At 74.3% G+C, this 14,554-nt stretch carries 14 protein-coding genes; 3 read left to right on the top strand and 11 right to left on the bottom strand.

All coding sequences use genetic code 11. The features are described 5' to 3' along the window. Positions 1 to 89 precede the first annotated feature (89 nt). Positions 90 to 1,250: a class I SAM-dependent methyltransferase gene (locus tag O7598_RS02570; protein ID WP_269689853.1), complete on the top strand. Its 1,161-nt coding sequence runs from the start codon at positions 90 to 92 to the stop codon at positions 1,248 to 1,250. On the opposite strand, the gene O7598_RS02565 is transcribed toward O7598_RS02570, so the two are convergent. Beyond that, on the bottom strand, positions 1,247 to 1,678 hold the full coding sequence (locus O7598_RS02565; RefSeq protein ID WP_269689852.1) for a hypothetical protein: 432 nt from the start codon (positions 1,676 to 1,678) through the stop codon (positions 1,247 to 1,249). The genes O7598_RS02570 and O7598_RS02565 overlap by 4 nt on opposite strands. Before the next feature lie 189 nt (positions 1,679 to 1,867). Here O7598_RS02565 and O7598_RS02560 point away from each other — a divergent pair, with 189 nt between their 5' ends. Continuing rightward, positions 1,868 to 2,287 (top strand): helix-turn-helix domain-containing protein, encoded by a 420-nt coding sequence (locus tag O7598_RS02560; protein WP_091065599.1) that lies wholly within the window; start codon positions 1,868 to 1,870, stop codon positions 2,285 to 2,287. A 22-nt stretch (positions 2,288 to 2,309) separates the two neighbouring features. Here the strand turns inward: O7598_RS02560 and O7598_RS02555 are convergent, their stop codons facing one another. The 4 genes from O7598_RS02555 to O7598_RS02540 all read right to left on the bottom strand — a co-directional run bounded on the left by O7598_RS02555 (position 2,310) and on the right by O7598_RS02540 (position 7,731). Then, positions 2,310 to 3,266 (bottom strand): hypothetical protein, encoded by a 957-nt coding sequence (locus tag O7598_RS02555; protein WP_269689851.1) that lies wholly within the window; start codon positions 3,264 to 3,266, stop codon positions 2,310 to 2,312. A 121-nt stretch (positions 3,267 to 3,387) separates the two neighbouring features. After that, positions 3,388 to 3,618: a heavy-metal-associated domain-containing protein gene (locus tag O7598_RS02550; protein ID WP_269689850.1), complete on the bottom strand. Its 231-nt coding sequence runs from the start codon at positions 3,616 to 3,618 to the stop codon at positions 3,388 to 3,390. Between the two features lie 127 nt (positions 3,619 to 3,745). Further along, entirely contained in the window at positions 3,746 to 5,863 is a 2,118-nt protein-coding gene (locus tag O7598_RS02545; protein WP_269689849.1) for a RecQ family ATP-dependent DNA helicase, read from the bottom strand. Then, a complete protein-coding gene (locus tag O7598_RS02540) occupies positions 5,860 to 7,731 on the bottom strand; it encodes a BTAD domain-containing putative transcriptional regulator (RefSeq protein WP_269689848.1) in 1,872 nt (623 codons plus the stop codon). Before O7598_RS02540 ends, O7598_RS02545 begins: the two co-directional genes overlap by 4 nt. 142 nt (positions 7,732 to 7,873) lie before the next feature. Here O7598_RS02540 and O7598_RS02535 point away from each other — a divergent pair, with 142 nt between their 5' ends. Further along, positions 7,874 to 8,698, top strand: a complete 825-nt coding sequence (locus tag O7598_RS02535) for a hypothetical protein (protein ID WP_269689847.1) — start codon at positions 7,874 to 7,876, stop codon at positions 8,696 to 8,698. Between the two features lie 58 nt (positions 8,699 to 8,756). Here the strand turns inward: O7598_RS02535 and O7598_RS02530 are convergent, their stop codons facing one another. From O7598_RS02530 to O7598_RS02505, 6 genes are all read right to left on the bottom strand, one after another. Continuing rightward, positions 8,757 to 9,512 (bottom strand): SDR family NAD(P)-dependent oxidoreductase, encoded by a 756-nt coding sequence (locus O7598_RS02530; RefSeq protein ID WP_269689846.1) that lies wholly within the window; start codon positions 9,510 to 9,512, stop codon positions 8,757 to 8,759. An 81-nt stretch (positions 9,513 to 9,593) separates the two neighbouring features. Next, positions 9,594 to 10,703: a branched-chain amino acid ABC transporter permease gene (locus O7598_RS02525; protein ID WP_269689845.1), complete on the bottom strand. Its 1,110-nt coding sequence runs from the start codon at positions 10,701 to 10,703 to the stop codon at positions 9,594 to 9,596. Further along, on the bottom strand, positions 10,700 to 11,590 hold the full coding sequence (locus O7598_RS02520) for a branched-chain amino acid ABC transporter permease (RefSeq protein WP_269689844.1): 891 nt from the start codon (positions 11,588 to 11,590) through the stop codon (positions 10,700 to 10,702). Before O7598_RS02520 ends, O7598_RS02525 begins: the two co-directional genes overlap by 4 nt. Continuing rightward, on the bottom strand, positions 11,590 to 12,318 hold the full coding sequence (locus O7598_RS02515) for an ABC transporter ATP-binding protein (RefSeq protein ID WP_269689843.1): 729 nt from the start codon (positions 12,316 to 12,318) through the stop codon (positions 11,590 to 11,592). Before O7598_RS02515 ends, O7598_RS02520 begins: the two co-directional genes overlap by 1 nt. Continuing rightward, entirely contained in the window at positions 12,315 to 13,058 is a 744-nt protein-coding gene (locus O7598_RS02510; protein WP_269689842.1) for an ABC transporter ATP-binding protein, read from the bottom strand. The genes O7598_RS02515 and O7598_RS02510 overlap by 4 nt, the downstream gene beginning before the upstream one ends. Before the next feature lie 3 nt (positions 13,059 to 13,061). After that, positions 13,062 to 14,264 carry a substrate-binding domain-containing protein gene (locus O7598_RS02505; RefSeq protein WP_269689841.1) on the bottom strand — a complete coding sequence of 401 codons (1,203 nt, stop codon included), beginning with the start codon at positions 14,262 to 14,264 and terminating at the stop codon, positions 13,062 to 13,064. Positions 14,265 to 14,554: the final 290 nt, after the last annotated feature.

The raw sequence follows: 14,554 nt of genomic DNA, 5'->3' as shown, positions 1-14,554 counted from the left end.
CGCGACACGCCGTGTCCGCGCCGGTCAACCTCATGATCGACCGCCCGGGCACGGACGGGACGGCAGGGCGGCAAGGAAAGGGGTACGGCATGGCGGAACCGTTGGACGCGGCACTACGGGAGGTACGGGAGCTGCTGCTCGGCGCGGACCTGACCCGGGCCGTGGCCGCCGGTCGGCGGCGGGGGCAGCGGCCCTCGGTGGTCCGCGCGGAACTGCGCCCGGTCACCCTCAAGGCCGGCGCCCGGCTGCAGATCGCCACCTCGGACGGTGCCCGGCCGCACACCCGCAACGTCGTCCCTGGCGCGGAGGCCGGCACGGCCGTGGACGAGCTGCTCGCCGAGCCGTTCGGCAACTGGCACGTGGAGACCGCCGACACCACGCTCCAGCTCCGGGTGACCAAGTCCGGCGAGGCGCAGGTGCACCGCGCCACGGCCAACCGGCCGACCGCCGAGCCGGCCGGGCACGACCGGGCCAAGGACTGGCTGCTCGACCCCGGCGACCCGCTGTTCGACGCGATCGGCGGGTCGGCCGCCAAGCGTCGCCAGGTCGACGCGTTCCTCCGCGCGCTCGCCGCCACCCTGCCGGACGACCTCGCCGGCCCGCTGCGCGTGGTGGACCTGGGCTGCGGAAACGCGTACCTGACGTTCGCCGCCCACCGCTATCTGACGCAGCGCGGCCTGGACGTGACGCTGGTCGGCGTGGACGTCCGCGAGGACCAGCGGCGCCGCAACACCGAACTGGCCGAGCGACTGGGCTGGGCCGACCGGGTCAGCTTCGTGGCCGGCACCATCGCCGAGGCACCTGTCGAACCGGCCCCGGACCTGGTGCTGGCACTGCACGCCTGCGACACGGCGACCGACGAGGCGCTGGCCCGGGCGGTGCGCTGGGACGCCCGCTGGGTGCTCGCCGCCCCGTGCTGCCACCACGACCTGGCCGCGCAACTGCGGGCCCGCCCCGCGCCCGGGCCGGACGAGCTGCTCACCCGGCAGGGCATCCTGCGCGAGCGGTTCGCCGACGTGCTCACCGACGCGCTGCGAGCCGGGCTGCTCCGGCTGCACGGCTACCGCGCCGAGGTGGTGGAGTTCGTCGACTCCCGGCACACGCCGCGCAACCTGCTGATCCGCGCGCGGCGGACCGCGGGGCCGCCGACCGACGACAACCAGTCCGACTATCGCGAGCTGGTGGACCGGTGGGGCGTCACGCCCCGGCTGGAGACGCTGCTCGCGGACGCGGGCCGGGCACCGCGCTAGCGGCGGCGCTCCCCCCGGTTGCGGTCCCCCCGGTCCAGCACCGAGATCCGCTCGCCCGGGCCGCGGTTGGTGGACCGCTCGCTGTCCGGCGACGGGCTCGGGAACGGCACCACCTTCGCCGGCTCGTCGGAGTTGCCGGCGGCGGCGAACGCGTTCCAGGAGATGTCGACCAGGAGTCGCTTCAGCTCGGCGTGGCGGGCGGCGGCGTTGCGCTGGAGCGCCATCCGCGCGCCCAGCACCACGCCGACCAGCGTGGTGCAGACCGCGCCGGTCGCGGCGATCAGGTGCAGGCCCTCCGCCGGATCCCCCTGCGCCGCGAGCACCAGCAGCCAGATCCAGAAGCCGAGCGCGAAGACGCCGGCCTTGGCCACGAAGAAGAGGCTCACCGCGCCAGGGCGGTGCGGGACGGGACGGTCCGGCTCGGCCATGCTGCTCCTTACGAACTCGCTGCCGGGGAGGGTTTCGACCAGCTTAGTTGACAGTTCGCAAGTGTTCACGCTGTGTGGGTCCCACCCATGGGACCTTCCGACCGATCAGTCAGTTGTTTCCTCGCGCCGGCGTACTAGGCTCGGGGCGCAGAGCCGGGCGCACCGGCGGAAGGGGACGATTCCGGAGGGATGGGCGCCACCGACGTTTCGCCGCAGATGGCCTTCGCACGCTTCGTGCGACGGGCCATCGACGACGCGCGCGAAGAGCGCGGCTGGACGGTGACCGACCTCGCGACCCACACCGGTGTCGGCCGCTCCACCGTGTTCCGCTGGCTGGCCGGCGACTGGCAGGACTACCCCGAACTCGCCAAGGTGCGCGGCTTCTGCGCCGCCCTCGACCTGCCGGTGGCCGCCGCGTTCCGGGCGCTGGGCCTGCCCGACGCCGGGTCGGTGCCCCGCCGCCGAGGCGCCGAGGACGGCCCGGTCGAGGCCGACGTGCGGGTGATCCTGGACCGGCTGGCCGACCCGAACGTCCCCGCCGAGGAGAAGCACCACATCCGCGACCTGCTCCGCTATCTGGCCCGCCGCCCGGTCCGCCGGGCCGGCTGACCGACAGTCCCCGGGGCCCGGGTCAGGCCACCGTGAGCGTGAACGCGGCGGTACGCACCACACCGGCGACCTGGAAGTCCAGGAACATCCGATAGCGACCCGGCCCGGGCGCGGTCAACCAGAACGTGACCGCGTCGCCGTCGCGCACCGGCTCCGGGTGCACGTGCAGGTAGCCGAGATCGCCCTCGCGCAACGCGACCAGGTGCCCGTACGCGCCCAGGTAGGGCTCCAGCGGCGCGACTCCGCCGCCGGGGGCGGTCACCCGGAACCGCAGCGGGGCCGCGCGGCCCACCTCGGGCGTGCCGGTGTACGCGGCGGTGAACCCGTCGACCGTGGCCGTCGTGGCCGGGGCGGGCAACGGGCGGGGCGCGTACCCGCCGGGCACCGCCAGATCGGCGCCGAGCACCGCGGCGACCTGCCGACCGTCGTCGGCGACCGCGGTGAAGTCCGCGTACATCCGCCAGGCGCCCGGGTCGGACGGCGGCAACGGCACCGACCAGGTCCCGTCGGCGGACATCGTCGGGTGCAGGTGCCGGTAGCCGGTGAGGTCGCGGCGCACCACGATCACGTGCATCGGCTTGTCGTGCACGACGGCGAACCGGGTGACCGCCCGGCGCCTGTCGTCGCGGATCTGGAACCGCAGCTCACCGGCGCGGCCGGCGGTCGGCTCCGGGCCGGACGGGACGAGCGTGTAGCCGGCCGAACTGATCGACAGGCCGGTCGCGCCGTCGCCCCCGCCCTGGGTGACCGTGGCGCCGTCGTGGGAGTGCGCGCCGGTCCCCGGCGCGTGGGAGTGGTCGCCGGCGACGGCGGCGGCGGAGGTCGCGCCGCCCGGCGCGGCCCCGGCCGGGTTCGCCGGCGGGTTCAGCCGGCCCAGCCCGAAGCCGAGCAGCACGGCCAGGACCAGGCCGCCGACCACCAGGGCCAGCCGCAGCGTCTCGCGGTCCACCGCGACCGGACCCGCGGCACCGGGACCCACGGCACCGGGACCTGCCGCGCGGCCGGTCGGGCCGTTCCCGACGCCACCGGCCGCCGGCGCGGGACCGTCCGGCCGGGGACCGCCGGCGGCCGCCGGACCGTCGACCGCGGGTGCGGTGGACTCAGGCAACGCCGCCGGCCAGTTCGTAGCCCGCCTCGTCGACGGCGGCGCGGACGGACTCCACCGGCAGCGGGGCCGCGCTGGTGACCGTGGCCGTGCCCCCGGCCAGGTCGATCCGGACCTCCTCGACGCCCGGCAGCGCGGACAGCTCCTCGGTCACCGCGCGGACGCAGTGTTCGCAGGTCATCCCGGTCACGGTGTACGTCTGGACGACGGGTCGCTGCTCGGTCATGGCCCCACGGTACCGCCGGCCGGGTCGCCCGCCGACGACGCCCGCGCGGACGGTGGCGCCGCTCGCACCTGCCGGGTGTCAAGCGGGGCCCCTTCCTCTACCGGAAGCGTTAACAGGGGGCCCCGCCTTACACCGTGGCGAGCGCGAGCGGCAGCACGTCCGGCGCGCCGGCGCGGCGCAGCAGGCGCGCCACCATGCCCATCGTCCAGCCCGAGTCGACCAGGTCGTCGACGAGCAGCACCGGCCCGTCCAGGCCGGGCAGCGCGTCGGTCAACTCCTCGGGCAGGTGGAAGGCGTCGTGCAGCGTGCGTACCCGCTGGGCACTGTTGCCGCGCGGCCCGTCCGCGCCGGCCGGGCCGGTCGGGACGACCACGCCGAGCAACGGCAGCCGACCGACCGCGGCGATCCGCTCGGCCAGCGAACCGACCAGCAGCGGCCGGGTCCGGGAGCCGACCGCGACCACGCCGGCCGGGCGGCGCGGCCACGGGTCGTCGCCGTGCGCCCACGCCTTCAGCACCTCGACCACGGCCGCGGCCACGTCGTCGGGCACCGGACCGTCCGGCGCCTCCGGCCCGACCAGGCCCCGCAGCCGCCCGCCCCACCCCAGGTCGGACAGCCGGCCCACGGCCCGCCCGGGCAGCGCCTGCTCCGCCGGCGCGATCCGACCCTTCAGGGGTACGCCCACCGCGTCCAACCCGGTCGGCCAGAGCTTCTTCGGCGCGATCTGGACGCCGGGGCGGCCGAGGAAGGTCTGCGCGGCGGTGAGCGCCTCGGCGGAGACGTCAGCGTCGAACAGCGGGCCGGCGCAGTTGTCGCACCGGCCGCAGTCCTGGGCCCCGGCGTCGTCGAGCCCTTCCCGCAGGTAGCGCATCCGGCAGCCGGAGGTGGCCGCGTACTCCCGCATGGCCCGCTGCTCGGCGGTGCGCGCGTCGGCGACGCGCCGCAGGCGGGCCTCGTCGTAGACCCAGGGCTCGCCGGTGGCGAGCCAGCCGCCGCGCACCCGGCGGACCGCGCCGTCCACGTCGAGCACCTTGAGCATCAGCTCCAGGCGGGCCCGGCGCAGGTCGACGATCGGCTCCAGGGCCTGGGTGGAGATCGGCCGGGTGGTGTCCAGCGCGGCGAGCACGGCGCGGACCTGCTCCTCCGGTGGGAAGGCCAGCGAGGCGAAGTAGCGCCAGATCGCGGCGTCCTCGACGCCGGGCAGGAGCAGCACCTCGGCCTGGTCGACGGCGCGGCCGGCGCGGCCGACCTGCTGGTAGTAGGCGATCGGCGACGGCGGCGCGCCGAGGTGCACCACGAAGCCGAGGTCGGGCTTGTCGAAGCCCATGCCGAGCGCGCTGGTCGCCACCAACGCCTTGATCTTGTTGTCCAGCAGGTCCTGCTCGGCGGCGCGGCGGTCGGCGTCCTCGGCCTGCCCGGTGTAGGCCGCCACCGACCAGCCGCGGGCCCGGAGGAACTCGGTCGTCTCGGTGGCCGCGGCCACGGTCAGCGTGTAGACGATGCCGGAGCCGGGCAGCCGGTCCAGGTGATCGGCCAGCCAGGCCAGGCGGTGCGCCGGGCTGGGCAGGTCGAGGACGCCGAGCCGCAGCGACTCCCGGTCGAGCGTGCCGCGCAGCACCAGGGCGTCGCCCAGCTGCTCCGCCACGTCGCGGGTGACCCGGGCGTTGGCGGTCGCGGTGGTGGCCAGCACCGGCGTGCGCTCGGGCAGGTTGGCCAGGAACGTCCGCAGCCGCCGGTAGTCGGGGCGGAAGTCGTGCCCCCAGTCGGAGACGCAGTGCGCCTCGTCCACCACCAGCAGGCCGGTGGTGGCGGCGAGCTTCGGCAGCACGCCGTCGCGGAAGTCCGGGTTGTTGAGGCGCTCCGGGCTGATCAGCAGCACGTCGACGGCCCCGGCGTTGATCTCGGCGGTGATCTCGTCCCACTCGTCGAGGTTGGCCGAGTTGATGGTGCGGGCCCGGATGCCGGCGCGGGCGGCGGCATCGACCTGGTTGCGCATCAACGCGAGCAGCGGCGAGACGATCACGGTGGGCCCGTGCTCACCGTGCTCGCGCAGCAGCGCGGTGGCCACGAAGTAGACGGCCGACTTGCCCCAGCCGGTGCGCTGCACGCAGAGCACCCGCCGCCGGTCGACGACCAGCGCCTCGATGGCCCGCCACTGGTCCTCGCGCAGCCGGGCATGGTCCCCGGCCAGCCGCCGCAGCACCGCCTCGGCCCGTTCCCGCACGGCCATCCGATCCTGACTCATCCGGCATTTCTACCAGGGGAGGCGGGAGCGGCCGGCGGGCCGGGCGGGGGCTCGGGCGGCAGGAAGAGCAGCAGCTCCCGCAGCGGATCACTGATCGCCGGCGACAGCAGGCACCGCGCCGCCAGTTCCTCCATCGAGGCGTACGGGCCGCGTACCCGCCGGTCGAGCACCAGGTGCTGGGCCTGGCTCGGGCTGAGGCCGGGCAGCCCGACGAGCACGTGCTCGGCCACCGAGTTGATGTCGACCAGCCCTCCGTCGTCGTATCCCCGGGGCAGGTCGGGCCGGCCGATCCGCAGCTCGCCGCGGGCCGTCGGATAGTGGTAGAGCAGGTAGCGGGCGTGCTCCCGCCGCAGCCTGCCGGCCGGGGCCGGCCCGCGCCGCCGGTAGGTGCCGACCCAGGCGAGGAACCGGCCGTTGAGCAGCGTCACGTGCAGCACGCCGGCCGCCCAGGTGATCAGCCAGAGGAAGATCAGCGCGCCCTCCGGGTCGCTCACCTCCTCCGTCTCGCTGGAGCCGATGATGATGACGAACGCCGCCCCGAGGGTCAGGTAGTAGACCGCCGCGAGGGCGTTGCCCCAGCTCCGCCGCCAGATCGCGTATCCGCCCACCACCAGCCAGGTGAGCAGGCCGAAGGAGAGCAGGGCGACCAGCGCGCCCAGCGCGGTGGCGCCCACGCTGAGCCAGCCCGGGATGCCGCGATGCCCACGGGGGGTCGCCGGCAGCGGCAACGGCGGCCCTCCGGGCCAGTGCCAGGCCGGCAGGGCCGACGTCGGTGCGGCGGGGCTCGCCGGCGGAGGCTGGACCAAGCTGACGGGATGTGCCGGACTGACCGGGGCCGGGGCCGGGGCCGGGGCCGGGGCCGGGGCCGAGGGCTGGGCCGGGACGGCGGCCGGGACCGGGACGACCGGGGTCGAGGGCCGGGCCGAGTTCGCGGGCTCCGCCGGGATCGCGGGGTCGACCGGCGGAGTGGGCCGGATCGGCGGGGCCGGGTGGTTCGGGAGCGGCAGGGGTGAGCGATCGCGCTCGTGGTCGGTGCCGCCGCGCCCGTGCACCGGCGCGTCGGAGGCACCCGGCCCGGCCGGTGCGCCCGAGGTCGGCCGGAGGCCCGGGTCGGAGCGGAGGATGCGCCGGTGCAGGGTCTGGAGCGGCTCGCCGGGCTCGATGCCGTACTCGTCGCGCAGCAGGGTGGCGAAGTCCCGGTAGGCGGCCAGCGCCTCGGCCTGCCGGCCGCTGCGGTGCAGCGCCAGCATGAGCTGGAGACGCAGCCGCTCGCGGACCGGGAACTCGGCGATCAGCTCGACCAGCCGGCCGACCGCCTCGTCGTGCCGGCCGGCGGCCAGTTCCAGCTCGGTACGCGTCTCCAGCGCGACCGCCCGCAGCTCGACCAGCCGGTGCCGGGCGGCGTCGAACCAGGGCCCGGTGAACCCGGTGAACGGCTCGCCCTGCCACAGCTCCAGCACGGCGTCCAGATCGGCCAGTGCCTCCGCCGTACGCCCGGCCGCCTGCGCCTGCCGGGCGCGCTGGACGCCCCGCTCGAACCGTGTCGCGTCCACCGCCTCCGGCGCGACCCGCAGCACGTAACCGGCGTCGGTCAGGGTGAGCACCCGGGCCGGGGTACGCGGTGACCGGTCCGGCTCCAGCACCCGGCGCAGGCCGGCCACGTGCTTCTGCACCACGTTGGCGCCGTTGACCGGCGTCTCCTCCGGCCACACCGCCTCGACGATCTGGCCGGTGTGGACCGGACGGCCGGCGGCGAGCAGCAGCACGGCCAGCACGGCCCGCTGTTTGGCCGGGCCCAGATCGAGTGGACGGTCGGCGTGCCAGGCCCGCTGTGGACCGAGGAGCTCGAAGCGCAGCGCCTCTGACATGCGAGTTTCCGCCCCCGTACCCCCGGCCGTCGTCCGCCGTGGCCGACGGCAGTCGGACGGCAGCATATCGGCAGCGGAGCGGCCGTGGCGGCCTGCGATGCTTCCCGGCGACAACCCGACCCGGGAAAGAGAGTCGAACAAGATGACGCAGCGAAACGGCACCGCCGCGACCGTCCGGCGGATCGTGCTCCGCACAGCCGCCGTGCTGGCCACCACCGCCCTGGCCGCCGGGTGCGGCACCGGGGACTCCTCGGAGGGCGCCGGTCCCGCGCCCTCCGCCTCGCCCGACCCGAAGGCCGCCCTGCTGGCCGCCGTCCCGAACGAGCAGGACCCGGGCTTCCGGTTCCTGCTCCAGGACGGCGCCGACAAGTACACCGGCGTGCTGGACCCGGCCACCGAGGCCATGGATCTCGCCCTCAAGCAGCAGAACGACGACCCGAAGTTCACCATGGCCATGACGTTCCGCTGGATCGACAAGGATCTGTGGATGCGGGTCAAGCTGACCGGCCTGCCCGGCCTGCACGAGATGCTGAAGCTGCCGAAGCGTTGGATGGCGATGGACCGGGACAAGCTCAAGGACGAGGCGAGCATCCCGGCCTACCAGGGCGCCGACCCGGGCAACACGGCCGCGGTCATCCGCACCGCGGACACGGTGACGGACAAGGGCAACGGTACGTACACCGGGCTGGCGGACCTGACCGACAACGCCGACGTGCAGTCCACGTTCGAGAACGTGGACCTGAAGGCGCTGGGCGAGGCGGGCCGGAAGGTGCCGTTCACCGCCGTCGTCGGCCCGGACGGCAACCTGACCTCGCTGACCCTGGACGTGCCCGCGGCCGGCAAGCAGAAGGCGATGAAGCTGGTCACGAAGTACTACGACTACGGCAAGGCGCCGAAGATCGCCGCACCCACCGGTGACGACGTGCAGAAGGCGCCGTCCTCGGCGTACGAGATGCTCAACGGCTGACCCACGACGCGTGGGACGGGCGGCGGCCGCACGGGGGGCCGCCGCCCGTCGCGTCGGGTCAGCGGCCGAGGACGGAGCCGCCGTTGACGCCGAGGACCTGCCCGGTGACGTAGCCGGCCGACGGGCCGACCAGGTAGCGGACCGCGGCGGCGATGTCGTCCGGCACCCCGGCCCGACCGACCAGGGTGGCCGCCACCCGCTTGGCGTGCCCCTCCGGCGTCATCCGGTCGCCGAAGAACTCGGTCTCGGCGACGTATCCGGGGCTGACCACGTTGACCGTGATCCGGTCCGGGCCGAGCTGCGCGGCCAGGTCGTACGCCCAGCCGTGCAGCGCCGCCTTGGCCGCCGAGTAGGGCCCGCCCCCGCCGCGCTGGGCGGCGATGGAGCTGAGCAGGACCACCCGCCCGCCGGGGCGGCGCAGGGCGGGCAGCAGCGCCTCGGTGAGCAGGACCGCGGTGAGCACATTGGCGTCGAGGTTGGCGCGCCACCAGGCGGCCACCTCGTCGAGGGTGCCGGTCGGCCCGCCGAGGTAGCCGCCGGCGTTGTTCACGATCGCGTCCACGCCCCGCCCGCCGACCGCGTCGACAACGGCCCGGATCTGCCCCGGATCGGTCAGGTCCGCGACCACCGGCACGACGGCGTTCGCACGTCCACACTCGGCGGAGATGTCCCGGGCGGCAGCCGCGAGCACGTCCCCCCGCCGCCCCACGACCAGCACGTCGAACCCGTCCGCCACGAGCCCTCGCGCCACGGCGGCCCCGATCCCCGTCCCACCCCCGCTGACCACCGCGAGCCGCTGTCCTACCTCACCCATCCCCGACCCCTCCCCGGACGCACCGAACCCCGTTGACCATGAAGTTAGCGGCAACGGACACGGCGTGTCGCGCCGCCAACTTCATGATCGACGAGTCAGTGCCCGGGTGAGGGGGATCAGGCGGGACTTCAGGCTGGCCAGGCCGCCGGGGAAGAAGTAGACCGCCAGGATGAAGACGGTGCCCAGGACGAACAGGGGCTGGCTCAGGGGATGGCTCAGGAAGGCCGGCAGGCTGTTGACCGCGTCGCTGCTGCCGAACGCGGTCAGGCGGTGGTCCAGGTACATGTAGAGGATGCCGCCCAGCACCGGGCCCCACCGGGTGCCCGGGCCGCCGAGCACCACCATGACCAGCAGCGACAGCGTCAGCTCGGACGACGTGATGTGCGGGCTGGCCCCGCCCACGATCAGCACGTAGACCACCCCGCCGGCGCTCGCCAGGCCGCCGGCCAGGGTGAACGCGACAAGCTTGAACCGGTACGGGTCGAGCCCGAGCACCCCGATCCGCCGCTCGTCGTCGCGCAGCCCGGCCAGCACCCGCCCGGTCGGCGAGCCGCTGACCCGGTGCACCACCAGCACCACGAGCGCCAGGTAGGCCAGCGCCAGCCAGTAGAGGTTGACCGTGTTGGTGACGCCCACCAGCGCCGCCGGCAGCCCGGACACGTCCAGCGGCAGCCCTTCCTCGCCGCCGGTCAGGCCGCCGAAGTCCCGGGCCACCAGGATCGCCCCGACCTGCGCGAACGCCAGCGTCACCATGGCGAACGCGATGCCCACGGTGCGCAGCGCGACCGCGCCGAGCAGCGCGGCCAGCGTGGTCCCACCGATGACGGTCAGCACGGCCGCCTGCCACAGCGGCAGCCCTGCCTTGGTGACCAGTACGTCGGTGCCGTACACGCCGGCGGCGAAGTAGAGCGCGTGCCCGAAGGAGAGCATTCCGGTGCGCCCGAACAGCAGGTCGTAGCCGGCCGCGAGGCCGCCGAAGACCAGGCAGATGGCGAGCAGTTGCAGCGTCCCCGGCGAGTTGAGCGGCCCCTCGAAGATGCCGGGCAGGTTCAGCGTCGAGTACGGCAGCACCGCCGCCACCACCAGGGCCACCAACGGCAGGTACGGGCGGAGGCCGTGCCAGCGGGAACGCCCGGGGGTCAGTTCGTCGGGCACCTGCGCCGGGGGCGCGTCGACCACCGAGTTGGTCATGCGTGAGCCACCTTTCCGGCCAGACCCTGCGGACGCAGCAGCAGCACCACGGCGAGCAGGCCGACCACGCACAGGTCACCCAGGCCGGACGTGCCGTAGTAGTTGACGAACTGTTGCAGCAGCCCCACCGCGACCGCCGCGTACGCGGACCCGACCACCGAGCCCATCCCACCGATCACCACCACGATGAAGGCGAAGATCAGCAGCGAACCGCCCTGGCCGGGCGAGACGGTGCCGAAGTAGACGCCGCCGAGCGCGCCGGCCAGCGCGGCGGCGGCCCCGCCGATCGCGAAGACCAGCGTGAACGCCTTACGCACGTCGATGCCGAGCGCGGTGACCATCTCCCGGTTCTCCACCCCGGCCCTGATGATCAGGCCGTACCGGGTCCAGCGCAGGAATGCCAGCAGCGCGCCGAGCACCACCACGGCGGCGACGATCAGCAGCAGCCCGGCGTTCGGCACCTGCGCACCGAGCACCGCTGTCACCTCGCGGCTCCAGTCGGGGCGGGGGAACGTCCGCGGGTCCGCGCCCCAGGTGGCCTGGAGCAACGCCACGCCGGCCAGCGACAGGCCGACGGTGACCAGCACCTGCTCGATGGTGCGGGAGTAGAGCGGCCGGATCAGCACCAGCTCGACGAGCACCGCGACCAGCGAGCCGGCCAGCACCCCGAAGAGCACCGCGACCACGAAGCCGAGGCCGTCCGGCCCGGCGCCGGGCAGGTTGCCCGCCGCCCACCAGGTCGCGTACGCGCCGACGCCGAGGAACAGGCCGTGCGCGAAGTTGAGCACGTCGGCGAGGCCGAAGACCAGGGACAGGCCGGAGGCGACGAGGAAGTAGAGCGCCGCCAGGCCGAGCCCGGTCAGCGTCAGCAGAACCACCGTGTTCATCAGGCGTGCACCTCCCCGGAACCGACGCCCAGCAGCGACTTGGTCAGCGCGGTCTCCAGCAGCAGCTCGCGGGCGTCGCCGGTCCAGGCGACCCGACCGGCGGAGAGCACCACCGCGTCGGACGCCAGCCGCCGCACCACCGCCAGGTTCTGCTCGACCAGCAGCACCGGCACGGATTCCGCCACCCGTTCCAGCACCTCGGCCACCTCGGTCACCACCTTCGGCGCCAACCCCTTGGTCGGCTCGTCGACCAGCAGCAGCCGGTTGTCGTTGAGCAGCACCCGGCCGATGGCGAGCATCTGCTGCTGCCCGCCGGAGAGCGAGCCGGCCCGTTGCCGTCCGCGCCGGTCCAGCTCCGGGAAGAGCGCGAAGACCTTGTCGTACGCCGGGGTGGTGCCCCGCCGTTCGGCGAGCCGCAGGTTCTCCGCGACGGTGAGCCCGGCGAAGACGCAGCGGTCCTCCGGCACGTAGCCGAGGCCGCCGCGGACCAGCCGGTGGGTGGGGCGGGCCAGGAGGCTCTGCGCGCCCATCCGCACCGTGCCACGCACCTCGCCGTTGCGCGGGGTGAGGCCGACGATCGCCCGCAACGTGGTGGTCTTGCCGACGCCGTTGCGCCCGAGCAGCACGGTGACGCCGGTCGGCGCCACCTCGAACGACACGCCCTGGAGGATGTGCAGCCCGGCGATCCGCACGGACAGGTCCTCCACGCTCAGGACAGGCTCAGTCATAGGGACTCCCCCAGGTACGCCTCCTGCACGGTGGCGTTGGCCATCACCGTGTCCGGGGTGTCGCAGGCCAGCAGCGCGCCGTGGTGCATCACGGCGATCCGGTCGGCCAGCTCCAGGATCACGTCCATGTGGTGCTCCACCATGAGCACCGCCCGCCCGCTGTCCCCGGTCAGCGACCTGATCACGCTGACCAGCTCGGGCACGTCCTCGGCGCTCACCCCGGCCATCGGCTCGTCCAGCAGCATCACCCGGGGTTCCCCGGCGAGCAGCAGGGCGATCTCCAGCTTGCGCTTCTCGCCGTGGGCGAGCGTGCCGGCCAGCGCCGTACCCCGGTGGTGCAGGCCGACCCGGTCGAGCGCCGCGTCGGCGGCGGCGGCCACCTCCCGGTCGGCCGCCGCCCGCCGCCACAGCTTCATCGAGCCACCCCGGTGCGCCTGTACGGCGAGCCGGACGTTCTCCCGCACCGTCAGCGAGCCGAAGACCGAGGACGCCTGGAAGGTACGCCCCAGGCCGAGCCGGGCCCGCCGGTGCGGGGGGAGCGTGGTGACGTCCGCCCCGTCCAGCACGACCCTGCCCTCGGTGGGCCGGCGCAGGCCGGTGATCAGGTTGAACAGTGAGGTCTTGCCGGCGCCGTTGGGCCCGATCACGCCGAGGAACTCCCCCGGCTTCAGGTCGAGGTAGACGGAGTCGACGATGGCGACCTCACCGATCCGCCAGGTCAGACCGCGGGTGGCGAGCATCGGTCAGCCCTTCATCTGCGCGACCGGCGGCGCGCTCTCGTCACCGGTCAGGGTCTTCTGCGCGGTGGCCGTGAACGCGGTGCCGCTGCCGGTGAGCTTGGCCTGGTACATCGGCTGGAGCAGCGCGTGGTCCTCGGCGCGGATCTTCATGGTGCCCTTGACGCCCTCGAACTCCCAGCCCTCCAGCGCCGTGACCATCTTGTCCACGTCGTCGCCGCCCTCCTGCACGGCCCGCACGACCATCTGCGCGGCGGCGAACCCGTCCGGGTGGAACAGGTCGAGCGTGCCGCCGGCGATCTTCGCCTTGGCGGCCTTGGCCGCCTCGGTGTCGCTGGCCCCGTCGAAGTAGTGCGACAGGAAGGAGATCTTGCTGCCGGCCGCGCCGAACGTCGGCCAGGAGGCGCGGATGTCCAGGCCGGTGACGACCGTGGTGGCGGCGAGTACGCCCTGCTGGTCGAGCGTCTGCCACATGGCGCCGGCGGTGGTGCCGGCCCAGGCGACGAAGAGCAGGTCCGGCTTGGCGGCCTTGATCTGGCTGGCGAACGGGGTGAACTCGGTGGCGCTGGCCGGAGCGCGGACGCTGCTCACGGTCGCGCCGGCGCCGCCGATCACGGCCTTGACGGCGGCCTCGTTGGCGTCACCGAACGCGCCGTCCTGGGCGAAGACGACGACCTTCTTGCCGGCCGCGTCGCCGATGAACGACTTCGCGGTCACCACGTCCTGCCAGGACTGCCGGCCGGAGCGGAAGGTGTACTTGTTCGCGCCGGTCACCGCGTCGGTGGCGGCCGGGCCGGAGATGAACAGCACCTTGTTCTGCGCGGCGATCGGGGCCACCTGGAGCGCCACTCCGGAGGAGGTGGACCCGGCGATGATCTTCGTGCCCTTGCCGATCAGGTCCTTGGCCGCGGACACCGCCTTGGCCGGGTCGCCGGCGTCGTCGGCCTCGGTCACCTCGATCTTCCGGTCACCGACCTTGCCGGTGCCCTTGGTGGCGAAGTCGAGGCCGGCCTTGAACCCCTCGATGTACTGCTTGCCGTAGCTGGCCAGCGGCCCGGACTGGGAGTAGACCAGACCGACCTTGACCGGCGCGGCGTCGCCGCCGCCGGAGGCGGTGTCCTGCGGGCTGCCACAGGCCGTGGCGGCCAGCGCGGCCGCCATCATCGTGGCGGCGGAAAGGAACACCCGTCGCGTGTGCCGGATCGTCATTGCGACTCCAGGTGAGGACAGGGGAATGTCAGTTGTCGGCTCACGCTAGAAGTGACGTCACCCACGGGCTATGTGGTCGGCGCACACAAGTCTCCGGAGCGGGATGGCCGCACGTTACAACGTCGGACATCGCCTGGTAACCCCACCGACCCGGGATGGCCCGGCCCACCACGCGGGACCCGGCCGCAATGTCGGAGCGGCCCATCGCGGACGGCGGACGCGCGACGGCCCGGCGGGAAATCTCCCGCCGGGCCGCCGCCCCCGGTCAGCCCTTCACCGGCCGACCCTGA

This window comes from Micromonospora sp. WMMC241 (assembly GCF_027460165.1).
Lineage (GTDB): Bacteria > Actinomycetota > Actinomycetes > Mycobacteriales > Micromonosporaceae > Micromonospora > Micromonospora humi.
This window is presented reverse-complemented; position numbering and strand designations above follow the sequence as displayed.

Coding starts and splice junctions, on each gene's coding strand:
- O7598_RS02505 (WP_269689841.1), bottom strand. CDS start 14,264: ATGACGATCCGGCACACGCGACGGGTGTTCCTTTCCGCCGCCACGATG.
- O7598_RS02565 (WP_269689852.1), bottom strand. CDS start 1,678: ATGGCCGAGCCGGACCGTCCCGTCCCGCACCGCCCTGGCGCGGTGAGC.
- O7598_RS02550 (WP_269689850.1), bottom strand. CDS start 3,618: ATGACCGAGCAGCGACCCGTCGTCCAGACGTACACCGTGACCGGGATG.
- O7598_RS02530 (WP_269689846.1), bottom strand. CDS start 9,512: ATGGGTGAGGTAGGACAGCGGCTCGCGGTGGTCAGCGGGGGTGGGACG.
- O7598_RS02515 (WP_269689843.1), bottom strand. CDS start 12,318: ATGACTGAGCCTGTCCTGAGCGTGGAGGACCTGTCCGTGCGGATCGCC.
- O7598_RS02540 (WP_269689848.1), bottom strand. CDS start 7,731: ATGTCAGAGGCGCTGCGCTTCGAGCTCCTCGGTCCACAGCGGGCCTGG.
- O7598_RS02510 (WP_269689842.1), bottom strand. CDS start 13,058: ATGCTCGCCACCCGCGGTCTGACCTGGCGGATCGGTGAGGTCGCCATC.
- O7598_RS02535 (WP_269689847.1), top strand. CDS start 7,874: ATGACGCAGCGAAACGGCACCGCCGCGACCGTCCGGCGGATCGTGCTC.
- O7598_RS02560 (WP_091065599.1), top strand. CDS start 1,868: ATGGGCGCCACCGACGTTTCGCCGCAGATGGCCTTCGCACGCTTCGTG.
- O7598_RS02525 (WP_269689845.1), bottom strand. CDS start 10,703: ATGACCAACTCGGTGGTCGACGCGCCCCCGGCGCAGGTGCCCGACGAA.
- O7598_RS02520 (WP_269689844.1), bottom strand. CDS start 11,590: ATGAACACGGTGGTTCTGCTGACGCTGACCGGGCTCGGCCTGGCGGCG.
- O7598_RS02570 (WP_269689853.1), top strand. CDS start 90: ATGGCGGAACCGTTGGACGCGGCACTACGGGAGGTACGGGAGCTGCTG.
- O7598_RS02545 (WP_269689849.1), bottom strand. CDS start 5,863: ATGAGTCAGGATCGGATGGCCGTGCGGGAACGGGCCGAGGCGGTGCTG.